Raw genomic sequence first — 15,566 nt, 5'->3', positions numbered from 1 at the left:
GCGCAGGCATAGCCAGGTAGCGGGATCACCCCACGGATTCCGGAAAGCAACTTTGGGGCGGGCGATGGAGCAGACACACACCTCCCACAACGGCACGGCGGCGACTCCCGGCGCTCAGCGCCGGGTCCTCGTGGTCGAGGACGATCCGACCATCGTGGACGCCATCGCGGCCCGCCTGCGTGCCGAGGGTTTCCTCGTGCAGACCGCGGGCGACGGTCCGGCGGCCGTCGACACGGCCGAGGCCTGGCAGCCCGACCTGCTGATCCTCGACATCATGCTGCCGGGCTTCGACGGCCTGGAGGTATGCCGCCGGGTGCAGGCCCAGCGGCCGGTACCGGTGATGATGCTGACCGCGCGCGACGACGAGACCGACATGCTGGTCGGGCTCGGCGTCGGCGCCGACGACTACATGACCAAGCCGTTCTCGATGCGGGAGCTGGCGGCACGCGTGCATGTACTGCTGCGCCGCGTCGAGCGGGCCGCGCTGGCCGCCACGACCCCGCGGTCGGGCATCCTGCGCCTGGGCGAGCTGGAGATCGACCACGCGCAGCGGCGTGTGCGGGTGCGCAGTGAGGATGTCCACCTCACCCCGACCGAGTTCGACCTCCTGGTGTGCCTGGCGAACACCCCGCGCGCGGTGCTCTCCCGGGAGCAGTTGCTCGCCGAGGTGTGGGACTGGGCGGATGCCTCCGGCACCCGCACGGTCGACAGCCACATCAAGGCGCTGCGCCGGAAGATCGGCGCCGAGCGGATCCGCACCGTGCACGGCGTGGGCTACGCCCTGGAGACCCCGACGCCATGAGCGACGGGCCGGCCGCGCGGAGAGGCCCCGGGGAGCCCTGGGGCGGCGTACGTCCGTTCTCGATCAAGACCAAGCTGGGCGCACTGGTCATCATCGCGGTCCTGATCACCACAGGACTGTCGATGATCGCCGTGCGCACCCAGACGGAGCTGCGCTTCATCACGGTCTTCTCGATGATCGCCACACTGCTCATTACGCAGTTCGTGGCCCATTCGCTCACCGCACCGCTGGACGAGATGAACGCGGTGGCCCGGTCCATCTCGCACGGCGACTACACCCGCCGGGTGCGGGAGAACCGCCGGGACGAGCTGGGCGACCTGGCCGGGACGATCAACCTCATGGCGGACGAGCTGGAGGCCCAGGACCAGCAGCGCAAGGAGCTGGTGGCGAACGTCTCGCACGAGCTGCGCACCCCGATCGCGGGTCTGCGGGCCGTCCTGGAGAACGTGGTCGACGGCATCGCCGAGGCCGACCCCGAGACGATGCGCACGGCACTGAAGCAGACCGAGCGGCTGGGCCGGCTCGTGGAGACACTCCTGGACCTGTCCCGCCTGGACAACGGCGTCGTACCGCTGCGCATGCGGCGCTTCGAGGTCTGGCCGTACCTGTCCGGCGTGCTGAAGGAGGCCAACATGGTCGCCTCCGCGCGCGGGGGCATGGCGTCGGGCTCCGGCAGTCACACGCGTACGGACGTCCATCTGCACCTCGACGTCTCCCCGCCGGAGCTGACCGCGCACGCCGACCCCGAGCGCATCCACCAGGTCGTCGCCAACCTCATCGACAACGCGATCAAGCACAGCCCGGCGCACGGCCGCGTGACGGTCAAGGCACGGCGCGGGGCGTACCCGGAGTCGCTGGAGCTGGAGGTCCTGGACGAGGGTCCGGGCATTCCGCGGTCGGACTGGCACCGGGTCTTCGAGCGGTTCAACCGGGGCGCCGTGATCCGGCCGCACGGGCCGGGCAGCGACGGCGGTACGGGGCTGGGGCTGGCGATCGCACGCTGGGCCGTCGATCTGCACGGCGGCCGGATCGGTGTGGCCGAATCCGATCGGGGTTGCCGGATTCTTGTCACACTTCCCGGGCAGCCATCTGTGCCAAGTTGACGTAAAGTTCGAAGCGGAGCGACAAGATCCATGTGCGTCCTGACTGACGGACACGTGTGATCAGGCAGAGCCCCGCGCCTGTGGCGTGCCGGGCCGCGGTCGCGCCTTCCCAGCTGATGCGGAACCACGCTTGTTTCCCGCCATTTCCAGGCACGAAACACGCTTTCCGATGTGACTTACGCGACGATGACCTTGCTCAGCCTGACCTTCGCGGCCATAGGGGCGTAGCCTTTATTTCCGCTGTCCATCACCTTGTGAAGCGGAAGAGGGCGGTTGCCGCCGTGTCGCCACAGTCCCCCAGTAACTCGAGCATCTCGACCGACACCGACCAAGCGGGCAAGAACCCCGCGGCCGCGTTCGGTCCGAACGAGTGGCTCGTCGACGAGATCTATCAGCAGTACCTCCAGGACCCCAATTCGGTAGACCGAGCCTGGTGGGACTTCTTCGCCGACTACAAGCCGGGGGCGCCCGCCGCCTCGGCTCCGGCGGGTACTGCGGCCGCGGGGGCCGCAGAGACCACCACGGCTCCGGCCGCTCCGGCGCCTGCCGCTCCGTCGGTCCCCGCGCCGGCTCCCGCGGCCCCGAAGCCCGCGGCCGCCGCGCCTGCCGCCCCGGCTCCGGCCCCGGCCCCGGCCGCGGCGAAGCCCGCCGCGCCCGCCCCGGCCGCGAAGCCCGCTCAGCCGAAGAAGGCCGAGCCCGCCGCAGCCGGCGCACCCTCGGAGGGCCCTGAGCTCGTGACGCTGCGCGGCCCGGCCGCCGCGGTCGCGAAGAACATGAACGCCTCCCTGGAGGTGCCCACGGCCACGTCCGTGCGCGCGGTCCCGGTGAAGCTGCTCTTCGACAACCGCATCGTCATCAACAACCACCTCAAGCGCGCCCGGGGCGGGAAGATCTCCTTCACGCACCTCATCGGGTACGCGATGGTGCAGGCCATCAAGGCCATGCCGTCGATGAACTACTCCTTCGCGGAGAAGGACGGCAAGCCGACCCTGGTCAAGCCGGAGCACATCAACTTCGGCCTCGCCATCGACCTGGTGAAGCCCAACGGCGACCGCCAGCTGGTCGTCGCGGGCATCAAGAAGGCCGAGACGCTGAACTTCTTCGAGTTCTGGCAGGCCTACGAGGACATCGTCCGGCGTGCCCGTGACGGCAAGCTGGGCATGGACGACTTCACCGGTGTGACGGTCTCCCTGACCAACCCCGGCGGCCTCGGCACCGTCCACTCCGTGCCGCGTCTGATGCCCGGCCAGTCGGTGATCATGGGCGTCGGCTCCATGGACTACCCGGCGGAGTTCCAGGGCACGTCCCAGGACACCCTGAACAAGCTCGGCATCTCGAAGGTCATGACGCTCACGTCGACCTACGACCACCGGGTCATCCAGGGCGCCGCCTCCGGCGAGTTCCTGCGGATCGTCGCGAACCTCCTGCTCGGCGAGAGCAACTTCTACGACGAGATCTTCGAGGCCCTGCGCATCCCCTACGAGCCGGTCCGCTGGCTCAAGGACATCGACGCGTCGCACGACGACGACGTCACCAAGGCCGCGCGGGTCTTCGAGCTGATCCACTCCTACCGGGTCCGCGGCCACGTCATGGCCGACACCGACCCGCTGGAGTACCGCCAGCGCAAGCACCCCGACCTGGACATCACCGAGCACGGCCTCACCCTGTGGGACCTGGAGCGCGAGTTCGCGGTCGGCGGCTTCTCCGGCAAGTCCCTGATGAAGCTGCGCGACATCCTCGGCGTGCTGCGCGACTCGTACTGCCGCACCACCGGCATCGAGTTCATGCACATCCAGGACCCCAAGCAGCGCAAGTGGATCCAGGACCGCATCGAGCGCCCGCACACCAAGCCGGAGCGCGAGGAGCAGCTGCGCATCCTGCGCCGGCTGAACGCGGCGGAGGCCTTCGAGACCTTCCTGCAGACGAAGTACGTCGGCCAGAAGCGCTTCAGCCTGGAGGGCGGCGAGTCCGTCATCCCGCTGCTGGACGCGGTGCTGGACTCGGCCGCCGAGTCCCGTCTGGACGAGGTCGTCATCGGCATGGCCCACCGCGGCCGCCTGAACGTGCTCGCCAACATCGTCGGCAAGTCGTACGCCCAGATCTTCCGCGAGTTCGAGGGCAACCTCGACCCGAAGTCGATGCACGGCTCCGGCGACGTGAAGTACCACCTGGGCGCCGAGGGCACCTTCACCGGCCTGGACGGCGAGCAGATCAAGGTCTCGCTCACCGCCAACCCCTCGCACCTGGAGGCGGTCGACCCGGTCCTGGAGGGCGTCGCCCGCGCCAAGCAGGACATCATCAACAAGGGCGGCACGGACTTCACCGTCCTGCCGGTCGCCCTGCACGGCGACGCGGCCTTCGCGGGCCAGGGCGTGGTGGCCGAGACCCTGAACATGTCGCAGCTGCGGGGCTACCGCACCGGCGGCACGGTCCACGTGGTCATCAACAACCAGGTCGGCTTCACGGCCGCCCCGGAGTCCTCGCGCTCGTCGATGTACGCCACCGACGTGGCCCGCATGATCGAGGCCCCGATCTTCCACGTGAACGGCGACGACCCGGAGGCCGTGGTCCGCGTCGCGCGGCTCGCCTTCGAGTTCCGCCAGGCGTTCAACAAGGACGTGGTGATCGACCTCATCTGCTACCGCCGCCGCGGTCACAACGAGTCGGACAACCCGGCCTTCACCCAGCCGCTGATGTACGACCTGATCGACAAGAAGCGCTCGGTGCGCAAGCTCTACACCGAGTCCCTGATCGGTCGCGGCGACATCACCCTGGAAGAGGCCGAGCAGGCACTGCAGGACTACCAGGGCCAGCTGGAGAAGGTCTTCACGGAGGTCCGCGAGGCCACCTCGCAGCCCGCCGCCGCGGAGCCCTCGGACCCGCAGGCCGAGTTCCCGGTCGCCGTGAACACCGCGGTGACCTCGGAGGTCGTCAAGCGGATCGCCGAGTCCCAGGTCAACATCCCCGACCACATCACCGTCCACCCGCGTCTGCTGCCGCAGCTGCAGCGCCGGGCGTCGATGGTCGAGGACGGCACCATCGACTGGGGCATGGGCGAGACCCTCGCCGTCGGCTCCCTCCTGCTGGAGGGCGTCCCGGTGCGTCTGGCCGGCCAGGACTCGCAGCGCGGTACGTTCGGCCAGCGTCACGCGGTGATCATCGACCGCGAGACGGGCGAGGAGTACACGCCGCTGCAGTACCTCTCCGAGGACCAGGCGCGGCTGAACGTCTACAACTCCCTGCTGTCCGAGTACGCGGCCATGGGCTTCGAGTACGGCTACTCGCTGGCCCGCCCCGACGCGCTCGTGATGTGGGAGGCCCAGTTCGGCGACTTCGTCAACGGCGCCCAGACGGTCGTGGACGAGTTCATCTCGTCGGCCGAGCAGAAGTGGGCCCAGACGTCCGGCGTCGTCCTGCTGCTGCCGCACGGCTACGAGGGCCAGGGCCCGGACCACTCCTCGGCCCGCCCGGAGCGGTTCCTGCAGCTGTGCGCGCAGAACAACATGACGGTCGCGATGCCGACGTCCCCGTCGAACTACTTCCACCTCCTGCGGTGGCAGTCGCACAACCCGCACCACAAGCCGCTGGTCGTCTTCACCCCGAAGTCGATGCTGCGTCTGAAGGCCGCGGCGTCGAAGGCGGAGGAGTTCACGACCGGGCAGTTCCAGCCGGTCATCGGTGACTCCTCGGTCGACGCGGCCGCGGTCAAGAAGGTCGTCTTCTGCGCCGGCAAGGTCTACTACGACCTCGAGGCCGAGCGGAAGAAGCGCGGCGTCACGGACACGGCGATCATCCGCATCGAGCGCCTGTACCCGCTGCCGGGTGCCGAGCTCCAGGCCGAGATCGCCAAGTACCCGAACGCCGAGAAGTACCTGTGGGCCCAGGAGGAGCCGGCGAACCAGGGTGCGTGGCCGTTCATCGCGCTCAACCTGATCGACCACCTGGACCTGGCCGTCGGCGCCGACGTCCCGCACGGCGAGCGCCTGCGCCGCATCTCGCGTCCGCACGGCTCGTCCCCGGCCGTCGGTTCCGCCAAGCGGCACCAGGCCGAGCAGGAGCAGCTGGTCCGCGAGGTGTTCGAGGCCTGAGCCTCAGCACGGGTCTGACCGACAAGGCCCGGGTTCCCGTCCAGGTGACGGGGCCCGGGCCTTGTGGCATTTACGGCCAACTCGCCCGCCGGCCCAGTAGATTGATCAGGACCGACACGCTGGACCGACCCGGCCGTCGGGCCGGTTGTGACACACGGGGGCGCGAATGGCCGAGCTGCTGCGGATCGCCATGGGCGACGAGGACGGCGAGGGACAGCTGGTCGTCGAGGTCGACGACGACGAGCCCGGCATGGTCCGCGCCTCCCGCGTCGGCGACCGGATGCGCGAGGCCTCCGTCTCCCTGGAGGAGGCCCTGGTCCCCATCCGGCGCGCCGCGGAGGCGACCCTGCGCACCTTCCAGGCGGCCCAGCCCGACACGGTGGAGCTGGAGTTCGGCGTGAAGCTCAACGCCAGCGCGGGGGCCGTGCTGACCAAAGCAGGCGTCGAGGGCCATCTCGTCGTCAAGCTCGGCTGGGAGCGGAAGGACCCCGGCGTGTGAGCTGCCGCAGGCCCGGCACGCACGCGTGGCGAGCACGACATATCCTCAGCTCATGTACTTCACCGACCGAGGCATCGAAGAACTGGAGAAGCGGCGCGGCCAGGAGGAGATCACCTTCGAGTGGCTGGCCGAGCAGCTGCGCACCTTCGTCGACCTGAACCCGGACTTCGAGGTGCCGGTCGAGCGGCTGGCGACGTGGCTGGCCCGGCTGGACGACGAGGACGACGACGTGTAGGCGGAGCCGGCCCGCCGGACGCCACTCAGATGGGCTGGGGCTCGAAGTCCCAGTAGGGGCGGTGCCGTTCGAGGATGGTGCGGGTGTGCGGGTGGTCGGCGCCGAGCACTGAAGTGAGCCGGGCGACCGCGTCCTGGTGCAGCCTCTCGGCCTGCGCGTGTTCGCCCAGCTCGGCCAGGTCCAGCGCCAGCCCGGCCCGCAGGCTGATGGTGAGGATGTGCGCGTCGCCGAGAACGCGGGCGGAGCGGTCGGCGGTCTCCCGGCCCAGGGCGGCCGCGGCGTCGGCGTCACCCACGGCGGCGAGTGCGGCGACCTCGTTCTTGGCGCAGCCGATGGCCCACGGGTGGGCCCGGCCGACCGCCCGCCGCATCTGCCGCGCCGTCTGCCGGGACAGCTCCAGCGCGGCCCGTGTCTCGCCCATGTCGCGCATGACGGTGGCGACGTTGTCCCGCGCGCCGATCGCGTAGGGGTGGCGGTCGCCGAGCTGGGCGGCGTAGTGCGTGGCGGTGGCTTCGGCCAGGTCCCTGGCCTCCTCGGTGCGCTCCAGGTCGCGCAGCAGCATCGCGTAGTCGCAGGAGACCATCAGTGTCTCCGGGTGCAGCGGGCCGCGGCGGCGCATCAGCTTCTCGCGGACCCCGCGCAGCATGGCGTGCGCGAACTGCAGGTCTCCGACCCGGCGGGCGCACAGGGCGAGGTTGTGCTCGGCGAGCAGGGTCTGGCTGTGAGTGCGGTCCAGGACCTGGCTGTGGACGCGGGAGTTGTGGCCCTGGATGGCCAGCGCCTCACGGTAGCTGCCGAGCAGGCGCAGCATCCAGGCGGCGCGCAGCGCGGAGTTGAGGGTGAGGGCGTCGCGTCCGCCGAGTACCTCCACACGGGCCTCGAAGACCTTGCGGTGCAGGGCGAGCGACTCGGTGTAGTGGCCCTGGAGGCCGAGGGCGACGGCGAGGTTGCTGCGGATGGCGAGGGTGCGTGGCACCTGCTCGCCGCCGAGCTCCGCGGCGGCGCTCGCGGCCGCCTCCTCGAACAGGGCGCGGGCCTCCGGGTAGCGGCCGAGGGCCATGAGGGTGCCGCCGAGGCCGTCCCTGGCGCGGATCACCTCGATGGGGCGTACGTCGTCGGCGCGTTCGAGCCGCCCGAGGATCTCGCGGCCGACGGTCTCCGCCTCCGGGTACTTCCCCAGCCTGCGCAGCATGTTGGCGAGCTGGTGGACGGCGACGAGCACCGAGCGGTCGGTGTCGCCGGAGGTGGCCCGCCAGTGCTCCACGGCGGTGCGGCTGAGCCACCAGCCGTCGTGGTACTCGCCGCGCATCCGCAGGTACTCGATGCAGTTGAGGACGAGTTCCCGCGCGTCGTCGTCGGCCGACTCCAGGGCCCCGGAGGGTTCCAGGTGCGGGATGAGGACGGCGTACCGGGCCCAGTTGCCGGCCGAGGAGGAGTCGCGCGGGTCGGCGGAGACGAGGACCTTGCGGGCGGCGGCCGAGTAGCGCTCGGCGTCGGCGGGCGACTGGATGGACCGTACGAAGCGGTGGAAGAGGCGGTGCATGCGCAGCGTGCCGACGGTCTGGGAGTCCATCCGCGGCCCGGGTTCGTACTCGATCCGCATGGAGGTGATCTCGGACAGCCGGCGCAGGGCGGTGTTCCAGGTGCTGGGCTCGGCGATCAGCTCGACCAGTTCGGCGGGCAGGTCGCCGTGCCGGGCGGTCTGCAGCAGCCGTACCGGCACCACGTCGTGCGAGAAGCAGACGAGCAGGTTGAGCAGCTGCCAGGCGGTCTCCGAGCCTTCGCGCAGGGTGTTGACGAGCTTCGCCCAGGCGACCTCGAAGCTCTCCGGGTACTGGCCGGAGGCCATGACGCCGAAGCGGTCCGGGCGGCCGTCGCGGATGTCCCGGATGTAGTCGTCGACCGGCACGGTCGGGTTGATGTCCAGCCAGGCGGCCGTCTGGTCGAGCAGCAGGGGCATGTCCTCCACGGCCTCGGCGAGGCGCGCGGCCTGGGTGTCGCTGAGGCGTGCCGTGCGGCGCTCGACGAAGGCGACGCTCTCGCGGCGTTCGAAGGCCGGTACGGCGATGTTCTCGGCGTGGGCGCCCCACTCGCTGCGGTGGGTGGTGACGAGGACGTGGCCGCGTCCTTCGGGCACGAGGCCGTCCAGCCGCTCCGGGTCGCCGGCGCCGTCCAGGACGAGCAGCCAGGGCCGCGCAGTGCGGTCGAGTTCACGGCGTACGGCCGTGATGGTGGACCCGAGGTCGCCGGAGTCCCGCAGGTCCAGGGCCGACGCGAGGTCGGCGAACTGCTGGCGGGCGGTGACGCGTTGGGCGGCGTTGACCCACCAGACGATGTCGTACTCGCCGGCGAACCGGTGGACGTACTCCAGGGCCAGCTGGGTCTTGCCGAAGCCGCCGGGGCCGAGCAGCGCCACGGCGGCGCCGTCGTCTCCGGCGGCGGAGAAGGCGCCGTAGACCTTCTCCAGCAGTTCGGTGCGGCCGATGAAGCGGCGGTTGCGGCGCGGGACCTGCCAGACGTCCGGCGGGTCGTCGGGGAACCGGGGGCCGCGGCTCAGGTCGATCAGCGCGCCCGGAGCGGGTATGCCCGCGCACTCCAGGACCCGGCTGCGCGCCACCTCGGGCCGAAGGCCGCGCAGTTCGACGGGGGCCAGGGCGATGACGGCCTCGGGCATGGGGCGGGCGGTGATGCTCACGGCGGCGATCCGGTCCTCGTACGCCGGCAGCACCTGCCGCAGGGCCTGGGCCCAGGCCTCGAACCGCTCGCTGCCCAGGCGTTCGTGCCAGTCGTCGATCACGAGCAAAACGCGTCCCGGCGCGCTCAGCAGGTCGGTGAACGCCTCGGCGGTCGGGGGGCGCCGCAGCGGGTTCCACCTGATCAGCGTGGTGCCCCGTCCCGCGGCCCGGATCTGGTGGTCGATCCACTTGGCCCAGGACTCGCTCTGTCCGGCGAAGACCACCGTGACATGTCCGAGTTCCGCCGCCATCTCGCCGTTCCCCCTCGACTGAACTTGGCTCGACTGAACCTGGCTCGACTGAACCTGGTCACGACTGTGCACAGGTTATTCAATTGTGCGTCAAATCGGTTCCAGAGGTGCCAAGTTGAGCATGGTTCGGGTCACCGGTCTCCCCGGGACGTCCGCTCCAGCCGGTGCGCGATGTGCCGGACGAGCCGCTCCAGATCGGCGCAGTAGACGCTGGGGTGCAAAAACCCCGTCCCGGGAGCGTACCGGTGCACGTAGTTCCCGCCCCCGCACACCTTCCCCACGGGACAGCCCAGACACTCGTCGGCCAGCGCCCGCTCCCCCAGCTGCCGTGCGGCGACGCCGGGATGGCGCAGGGCGCGGTCGAAGGAGTGCCGGAAGACATCGAGGCCGGTCTCCGAGGCGCCCTCGTACGCCGACCTGAGCGAGTCGACCTGCTCGATGCCGCCGTCCGTCTCGACCACGACGGCGGCCACCGGCGACAGCCCCACGGCCTCGGCCCTGCTGGGCGCGCCGAGCAGCAGCCCCGCGATCTCCTGGAACAGCCGTACGCGCGTGCCGAGCCGCGCCCCGTCCCACCAGGCGTCGAAGACGGCGGCGAGCCAGTCGCCGTAGGGGGTGGGATGCGGGCGGTGCCGCCCGGGGGACCGGCGGACCGTGCCCGGGGGCGGCCGGTCCCAGTTGGCGTGCGGGAGCAGGAAGTCCACTCCGGGCGGGCGCAGTTCGAGCAGCGAGCGGTAGACGTCCAGCGGTTCGGCGGCCAGGTCGATCGTGCAGAGGATTCCGGCGTACGTCCGCGGCCGCGCGGCGAGCCGCTGTGCCGCCGCGCGGGCGGCGGGCCAGGCGGGGCGTCCGGCGCGGTCGACCCGACGGGCGTTGAGCGCGGCCCGACCGCCGTCGAGGCTGAGGCCGACCCGGATGCCGGCGTCGGCGAGGCGGTCGAGGGCCTCGGCCGTCAGGCGGGTGCCGTTGGTCTGGACGGTGGCGGTGATCCGGCAGCCGGCGGGGACGGCCTCCCGTACGGCTCGGGCGTAGGCGAGGACGGGGCCGGGGCCGCTCAGGAGGGGTTCGCCGCCGTGGAGTTCGATGCGGATGGCGTCGAGGCCGTGGGTGCGGGCGTGCTCGGCGATGCGGTCCGCCGTGTGGCGCATCGTGCGCTCGGAGGTGCGGGCCGGGCGGTCGCGCCAGCCGTGGTCGGGGCCCTGGTAGAGGTAGCAGTAGGTGCAGTCGAGGTTGCACCGGCCGTGCACCTTCAGCACGAACTGCCGGAAGGGGACGGGCCGGTGGGCCGTGGTGTCGAGAAGGGCGTACGGCCACGGCGGGTGGGGGTGGGGAGGCGGGTGAGGGTGAGTGGTCATGGCGCGTCTTCGTAGTGGGCGACGACGATGCTCTCCCCCTCACGGGTGCGGAGTTCGGCGAGGATCGCGGCCAATACCGGGTGGTCGGTGTGGTCGGGTGGGGCGATCTCCGGCAGGCGTATGTGGGTGTCGTCGGTGGGGAGGGTCACTCGTCGGCCGTTTCGGGGGACAGGCGGGAGATGTGCCGACGCAGGGGGCGGTCGCGGTCGGCCGTCAGACGGCCGGCGTGCTCGTAGTCGGACCGGGCCGTGCTGGGCCTGCCCTGCAGCTCTCGTGCCTGGCCGCGTCCCATGAGAGCCGCGGCCACCAGCGCGTTGTCGCCCGCCTCCTCGGCATGCTCAATGGCCTGGCTGAAGAACTCGATCGCCTTGTGCAGATGCGCGATCACTTCCGTGCGCTCGTACAGCATCGAGGCAACGCGGCCGCGACCGCTCAGGCACTCCGCGCGGAGAACCGCGTCCTCCGAACCGCGAGCGGCCTCCGCGAGCAGCCAGTCGGCCTCGTACAGGTCGGTAAGCACGTGGGTGAGGTCGTAGCGCATGACGTACGCGTCTGCCAGATGCCGGCGTCGCATGGGCAGGAGCGGATAGTCCGGCGGGGACTCTTCGACCGCGAGGCGCAGCACGTCGATGGCTCGGTTGACGACGTCGTCGGCCGAGTCCGGTCGCACCGCCCGCTGGAGCCAGCCGATGCCGAGGGTGGCGAGCAGGTCGGACCGAAGGGAGTCGTCCTCGTCGAGCAGTGGTACGGCGTCCGTCCATGCGGCGATGGCTCGTTCCAGGTCGTGCAGCTCGCCGGTCCGTTCATACCGTTCGTTGTGGATGCCCCCGATCCGCACCAGGCACTCAAGAATCAGTCCTACGTCGTCCCTTGCGGCCCGCCGGGCGTGCCCCACCGCGTCCAACAGCGCCTCACTCATCCGGTCGCCATGGCGCAGGAACTGCTCGATCTCGACAGCGTCCGCCACGTCCAGCCAGATCCGGCAGCGCTCATCGTCCGGCAGGACGGATGCGCCGACTGCGGCCTTGAGGTCCTCGGCGGCGCGCAACGCCCAGCCGGCCGCCTGCGAAGCGGCTTGCCCGTCCGGGCTGTACCCCGCGTACTGCCGCGCAAGATCGAGCCACAACCGCCCCCGCACGACCAGGCCCTGCTCGGACCGGACCAGGTCGAGCCAGACGTCCGCCGCGTCGACGGCCCGCTGCAGGTGACGGACGTACCACTTCTCAACCGTGTCCTTCCTCCGCGGCCCCAGCTCCCCCACAGCCCGCCGCACACCCGCCAGCGCCTCCGCGGCGACCCTGCGCCGCTCCAGTTCCTCGGCCTGCGTGCCCTCGTCGGCGAGGACGGCGGTCAGGCTCTCGTCGGCCAGATACAGCAACACACGCAGCGCACGCTCCTCGACCCGCCCCGGCTTCGCCCGGGCCCACTCCCGCAGGCTCTCCGCGATCCCGTCGAAGTCGACCCCGCTCCCGCGTACCTCCTGCGCCTGAGCCCAGCACACCAACCCCCGCACGAGCCGCCCGCGCGCAGTGACGGTCTGCCCCTCGACCGCCTCCCACGCCTCCCGCAGGTCCTCCCCCACGCGCCGCACCCGCCAGCGGGCGAGCAGCGCGGCGGCCAACACCTCGCCCGCCAGGGCCCGTTCACCGCCCGACCGCGCGGCCACGACCGACTGCCGCAGACACCCCACCGCGGCATCGAGCTCCCGGGTGAGCCCCTCCTCGTTGAACCGGGCCAGCGCCTGGCGGCCCAGGTCGAGCAGCTCCGACGCGCTGTGCCCCGGCCCCACCGGCACCGTCGGCAGCCGCGCGCCCAGGTCCCGCAGCACCTCCGCGGACACCTCGGCGAACGCCCGCAGCCCGGCCGGTTCCCGCTCGCCCGAGGCAGCGGGCGCTTCCCCGTCCGGCGGCACCGCGCCCCGCAGGAACGCCCCCGCCAGCGCGGGGAAGTTGCGCGCACTGCGCCCGAACTTCCGTTCCACGTACTCGGAGCAGTGCTTGAACAGCAGCTCCACCTCGTCGACCGACAGACGGGACCGCAGCTCGCCGGCCACCCCCGGCAGGAAGTCGTAGCGCACGGCCCGCGGATCGTCCGCGTCCTCCCGCCGCCGCAGCAGCCCGCTCAGCAGCACCTCGGACAACACGTCCGGCCCGCTCCCGGCCAGCATGGCGTGCTGGACGAGCTGCATCACCGGCAGGTACAGCGGCACCGCGGACAGATACACCGCCAGCCGACGCGCCTCGGAGGACGCCGGACGCCAGAAGGCGCGGACGCGATCCGCACCGCTGCGTTCCTGCGTGGCCCGCACCGGCGCCGCGGACTCGGGATGGTCGGCCCGCACCCAGCCGGCCGCGGCGGACAGCGACTGTCCGGTGGCGCCGGACACCAGCCGCGCCCAGCCCTCCACCGACTCCCGGCGCAGCGCGAGCACGGGGACCGGCAGCGCGCCGGCTTCCACCGGCCCCTTGTCGGGCCGGAACAGCAGCGACCCGGCGGGCCCTTCGCGCCGTCGCAACAGCCCGCGCCGGGCAGGCAGATGCGTGCGCAGCCACATCCGCTGCGGCAGCGGCTGTACGACGGCCACGGGCGCCGTCGCGGCCCAGCGGTACAGCAGCCGCTGCACCCGGCCGCTGCGCCACATGGGTCCGGCGCAGTCGCTGAGGACCAAGGTGACGCGCCGCCCGGTCGGGTCGCTGAGCTGCTCCGGTGCGTAGAGCGCGGCGGCGGGTTCCGGGGTGGACGCACAGCCGGGCCGTCCGCCGGGCGCCTCGTGCAGATAGCGCACCTGCACCTCGCAGAAGGCACCGGCGCGGGCACAGACCTGGCGCAGCTCGTCCAAGGCCTGCTGCCATACGACCGTCGAGGTGGAGATGTCCATCAGGAGCAGCAGGCGTGCCTCGCGGCGCCGGTCCGTGCGCAGGACGGGCAGGACCAGGCCGGACTCCGCGGCGCGCTCGGCGGTGGCGCGCTCGTCGAGGGTGCGCGGCACGGGCCGTACGGGCGCCCGGTAGCGCTGCAGGGGCCGTAACCCCCGTTGCAGGGCGAGGGGTTCGGGCAGGGCGGGTGCGGCGGGGACGCGGACCCGGGTCATCCGGGAGTCGGCGACGTCGCCTCCGGGGCCGGGCGCGAACAGCCCTGCCCTCTCGGACTGTTGCGGCTCGCTGTCCTGGGCGGGCAGGTGGGGCCTGTGCGTCGCCCCCGGGGGCAGCGCGCCGGGGTCGGCGAGCGGGTCGGTGGCCGCGTCGGCCGGGGCGGTCCCGGGCCGGTCGGGCTGCTGCGCGGACCGTGGCAGCCAGCGGGCGAGCCACAGCGCGTCCGCGAGCTCCTCGACTCCGGGCGCGATGCCCGCGTCCCGCATACGCGCGACCAGCGCCGTGAGCACGGGGCTCACGTCGCCTGCCGGGATGCCGGGAGCGCGGGAGGTCATCGGCTACCGCGGCCCTCGGTCGAGGGGCTGCATCAACAGCTCCGAGATCTCCTCGCGCCGCTGGGCCGCGTCCCGGGCGGCGTGCTGGGCGAGGAAGATGGCGTTGAGGAGTTGGTCGGTGGGACGCAGTGAGCCGTCCGCCTCGGACTGGGTGAACTGGTCGACGAGGTCGCGGTTGTCGTCGTAGGAGCCCTGCCCGAAGTGGGCCTGGACGAGGGCGGCGAGGCGTTCGTCGCGCGGGGCCTTGAGATCGAGGGGGATGCAGCGGCGCAGCAGCGCGGCGGGGAACTCGCGTTCGCGGTTGCTGGTCATGACGACGAAGGGGAACGCCCGGCAGCGGACCTGACCGCCCGTCACGGTCACCCGGCGCCCGTCGTCGGTGAGGACGTCGACCTCCGGGGTGCGGTCGGCGATCCGCTCCAGCTCCGGAATGGCGAACCGGCCCTCCTCCAGGACGTTCAGCAGGTCGTTCGGCAGGTCGATGTCGCTCTTGTCCAGCTCGTCGATGAGCAGCACGCGTGGCTTGTCGGCGGCGAGCAGCGCGGTGCCGAGCGGGCCGAGTTTGATGTACCGGCCGATGTCCTGGGACGCGGGGTCGCCGGGCAGTTGGGAGTCCTGGAGGCGGCCGATGGCGTCGTAGGTGTAGAGGCCGTCGCGCAGTTCGCTGCGGCTGACGATCGGCCATTCCAGGACGCGGCCGAGGTCGAGCTCGTAGGCGACGGAGTGGGCCAGCGTCGACTTGCCGACGCCGGGTTCGCCGGTGACGAGCAGCGGGCGCCTCAGGTACAGGGCGGCGTTGACGAGTTCCAGGGCGTCCGGGTCCTGGACGGGCAGCGGGACGGTGCGCGCGCCGAGCCTGCGGTGGGTGGAGGAGTCGAGCTCCGGGACCTCGTAGTCGACGGATCGAGCGTCGAACGCCCGCCAGGGGGGCGGGTCTGGCAGCAGGTCGATCCTGGCCGGATCCGGACGTCCGATCCCCTGGTAGATGAACCACTCGCTCACGGTGCGCTCCTCGTCGACGGTCGGTGGTAGTCCACGGCCTGGCCGACGGGGGCATCGTGCGCCCGCAAC

10 protein-coding genes are annotated in these 15,566 nt (G+C 71.8%); 5 read left to right on the top strand and 5 right to left on the bottom strand.

The annotated features are described in order from the left end of the window. The first annotated feature begins 64 nt into the window (after positions 1 to 64). From PBV52_RS32685 to PBV52_RS32665, 5 genes are all read left to right on the top strand, one after another. Positions 65 to 802: a response regulator transcription factor gene (locus tag PBV52_RS32685; RefSeq protein ID WP_030956984.1), complete on the top strand. Its 738-nt coding sequence runs from the start codon at positions 65 to 67 to the stop codon at positions 800 to 802. Then, positions 799 to 1,905 (top strand): cell wall metabolism sensor histidine kinase WalK, encoded by a 1,107-nt coding sequence (locus PBV52_RS32680; RefSeq protein ID WP_274243308.1) that lies wholly within the window; start codon positions 799 to 801, stop codon positions 1,903 to 1,905. Before PBV52_RS32685 ends, PBV52_RS32680 begins: the two co-directional genes overlap by 4 nt. 281 nt (positions 1,906 to 2,186) lie before the next feature. Beyond that, complete coding sequence (locus PBV52_RS32675; protein WP_274243307.1) at positions 2,187 to 5,993, top strand: multifunctional oxoglutarate decarboxylase/oxoglutarate dehydrogenase thiamine pyrophosphate-binding subunit/dihydrolipoyllysine-residue succinyltransferase subunit; 3,807 nt, start codon at positions 2,187 to 2,189, stop codon at positions 5,991 to 5,993. A 166-nt stretch (positions 5,994 to 6,159) separates the two neighbouring features. Next, complete coding sequence (locus PBV52_RS32670) at positions 6,160 to 6,492, top strand: CU044_2847 family protein (protein WP_274243306.1); 333 nt, start codon at positions 6,160 to 6,162, stop codon at positions 6,490 to 6,492. A gap of 52 nt (positions 6,493 to 6,544) precedes the next feature. Beyond that, the gene (locus PBV52_RS32665; protein ID WP_274243305.1) at positions 6,545 to 6,727 is read left to right on the top strand and encodes a DUF6104 family protein; all 183 of its coding nucleotides are present in this window, start codon (positions 6,545 to 6,547) and stop codon (positions 6,725 to 6,727) included. Between the two features lie 25 nt (positions 6,728 to 6,752). On the opposite strand, the gene fxsT is transcribed toward PBV52_RS32665, so the two are convergent. The 5 genes from fxsT to PBV52_RS32640 form a co-directional block, all read right to left on the bottom strand. Further along, on the bottom strand, positions 6,753 to 9,713 hold the full coding sequence (fxsT, locus tag PBV52_RS32660) for an FxSxx-COOH system tetratricopeptide repeat protein (protein ID WP_274243303.1): 2,961 nt from the start codon (positions 9,711 to 9,713) through the stop codon (positions 6,753 to 6,755). A gap of 131 nt (positions 9,714 to 9,844) precedes the next feature. After that, on the bottom strand, positions 9,845 to 11,068 hold the full coding sequence (locus tag PBV52_RS32655) for an FxsB family cyclophane-forming radical SAM/SPASM peptide maturase (protein ID WP_274243301.1): 1,224 nt from the start codon (positions 11,066 to 11,068) through the stop codon (positions 9,845 to 9,847). Continuing rightward, positions 11,065 to 11,217, bottom strand: coding sequence for a hypothetical protein (locus PBV52_RS32650; RefSeq protein WP_274243300.1), 153 nt, complete (start codon positions 11,215 to 11,217; stop codon positions 11,065 to 11,067). Before PBV52_RS32650 ends, PBV52_RS32655 begins: the two co-directional genes overlap by 4 nt. Further along, entirely contained in the window at positions 11,214 to 14,495 is a 3,282-nt protein-coding gene (locus tag PBV52_RS32645; RefSeq protein WP_274243299.1) for an SAV_2336 N-terminal domain-related protein, read from the bottom strand. The genes PBV52_RS32650 and PBV52_RS32645 overlap by 4 nt, the downstream gene beginning before the upstream one ends. A gap of 3 nt (positions 14,496 to 14,498) precedes the next feature. After that, positions 14,499 to 15,497 (bottom strand): MoxR family ATPase, encoded by a 999-nt coding sequence (locus tag PBV52_RS32640; protein WP_274243298.1) that lies wholly within the window; start codon positions 15,495 to 15,497, stop codon positions 14,499 to 14,501. Between the last annotated feature and the right edge of the window lie 69 nt (positions 15,498 to 15,566).

Source organism: Streptomyces sp. T12 (assembly GCF_028736035.1).
Taxonomy (GTDB): Bacteria; Actinomycetota; Actinomycetes; order Streptomycetales; family Streptomycetaceae; genus Streptomyces.
This window is presented reverse-complemented; position numbering and strand designations above follow the sequence as displayed.

Bases quoted from the DNA above. Each gene is read 5' to 3' on its own strand.
- PBV52_RS32685 (WP_030956984.1), top strand. From the start codon at position 65: ATGGAGCAGACACACACCTCCCACAACGGCACGGCGGCGACTCCCGGC.
- PBV52_RS32645 (WP_274243299.1), bottom strand. From the start codon at position 14,495: ATGACCTCCCGCGCTCCCGGCATCCCGGCAGGCGACGTGAGCCCCGTG.
- PBV52_RS32670 (WP_274243306.1), top strand. From the start codon at position 6,160: ATGGCCGAGCTGCTGCGGATCGCCATGGGCGACGAGGACGGCGAGGGA.
- PBV52_RS32655 (WP_274243301.1), bottom strand. From the start codon at position 11,068: ATGACCACTCACCCTCACCCGCCTCCCCACCCCCACCCGCCGTGGCCG.
- PBV52_RS32680 (WP_274243308.1), top strand. From the start codon at position 799: ATGAGCGACGGGCCGGCCGCGCGGAGAGGCCCCGGGGAGCCCTGGGGC.
- fxsT (WP_274243303.1), bottom strand. From the start codon at position 9,713: ATGGCGGCGGAACTCGGACATGTCACGGTGGTCTTCGCCGGACAGAGC.
- PBV52_RS32665 (WP_274243305.1), top strand. From the start codon at position 6,545: ATGTACTTCACCGACCGAGGCATCGAAGAACTGGAGAAGCGGCGCGGC.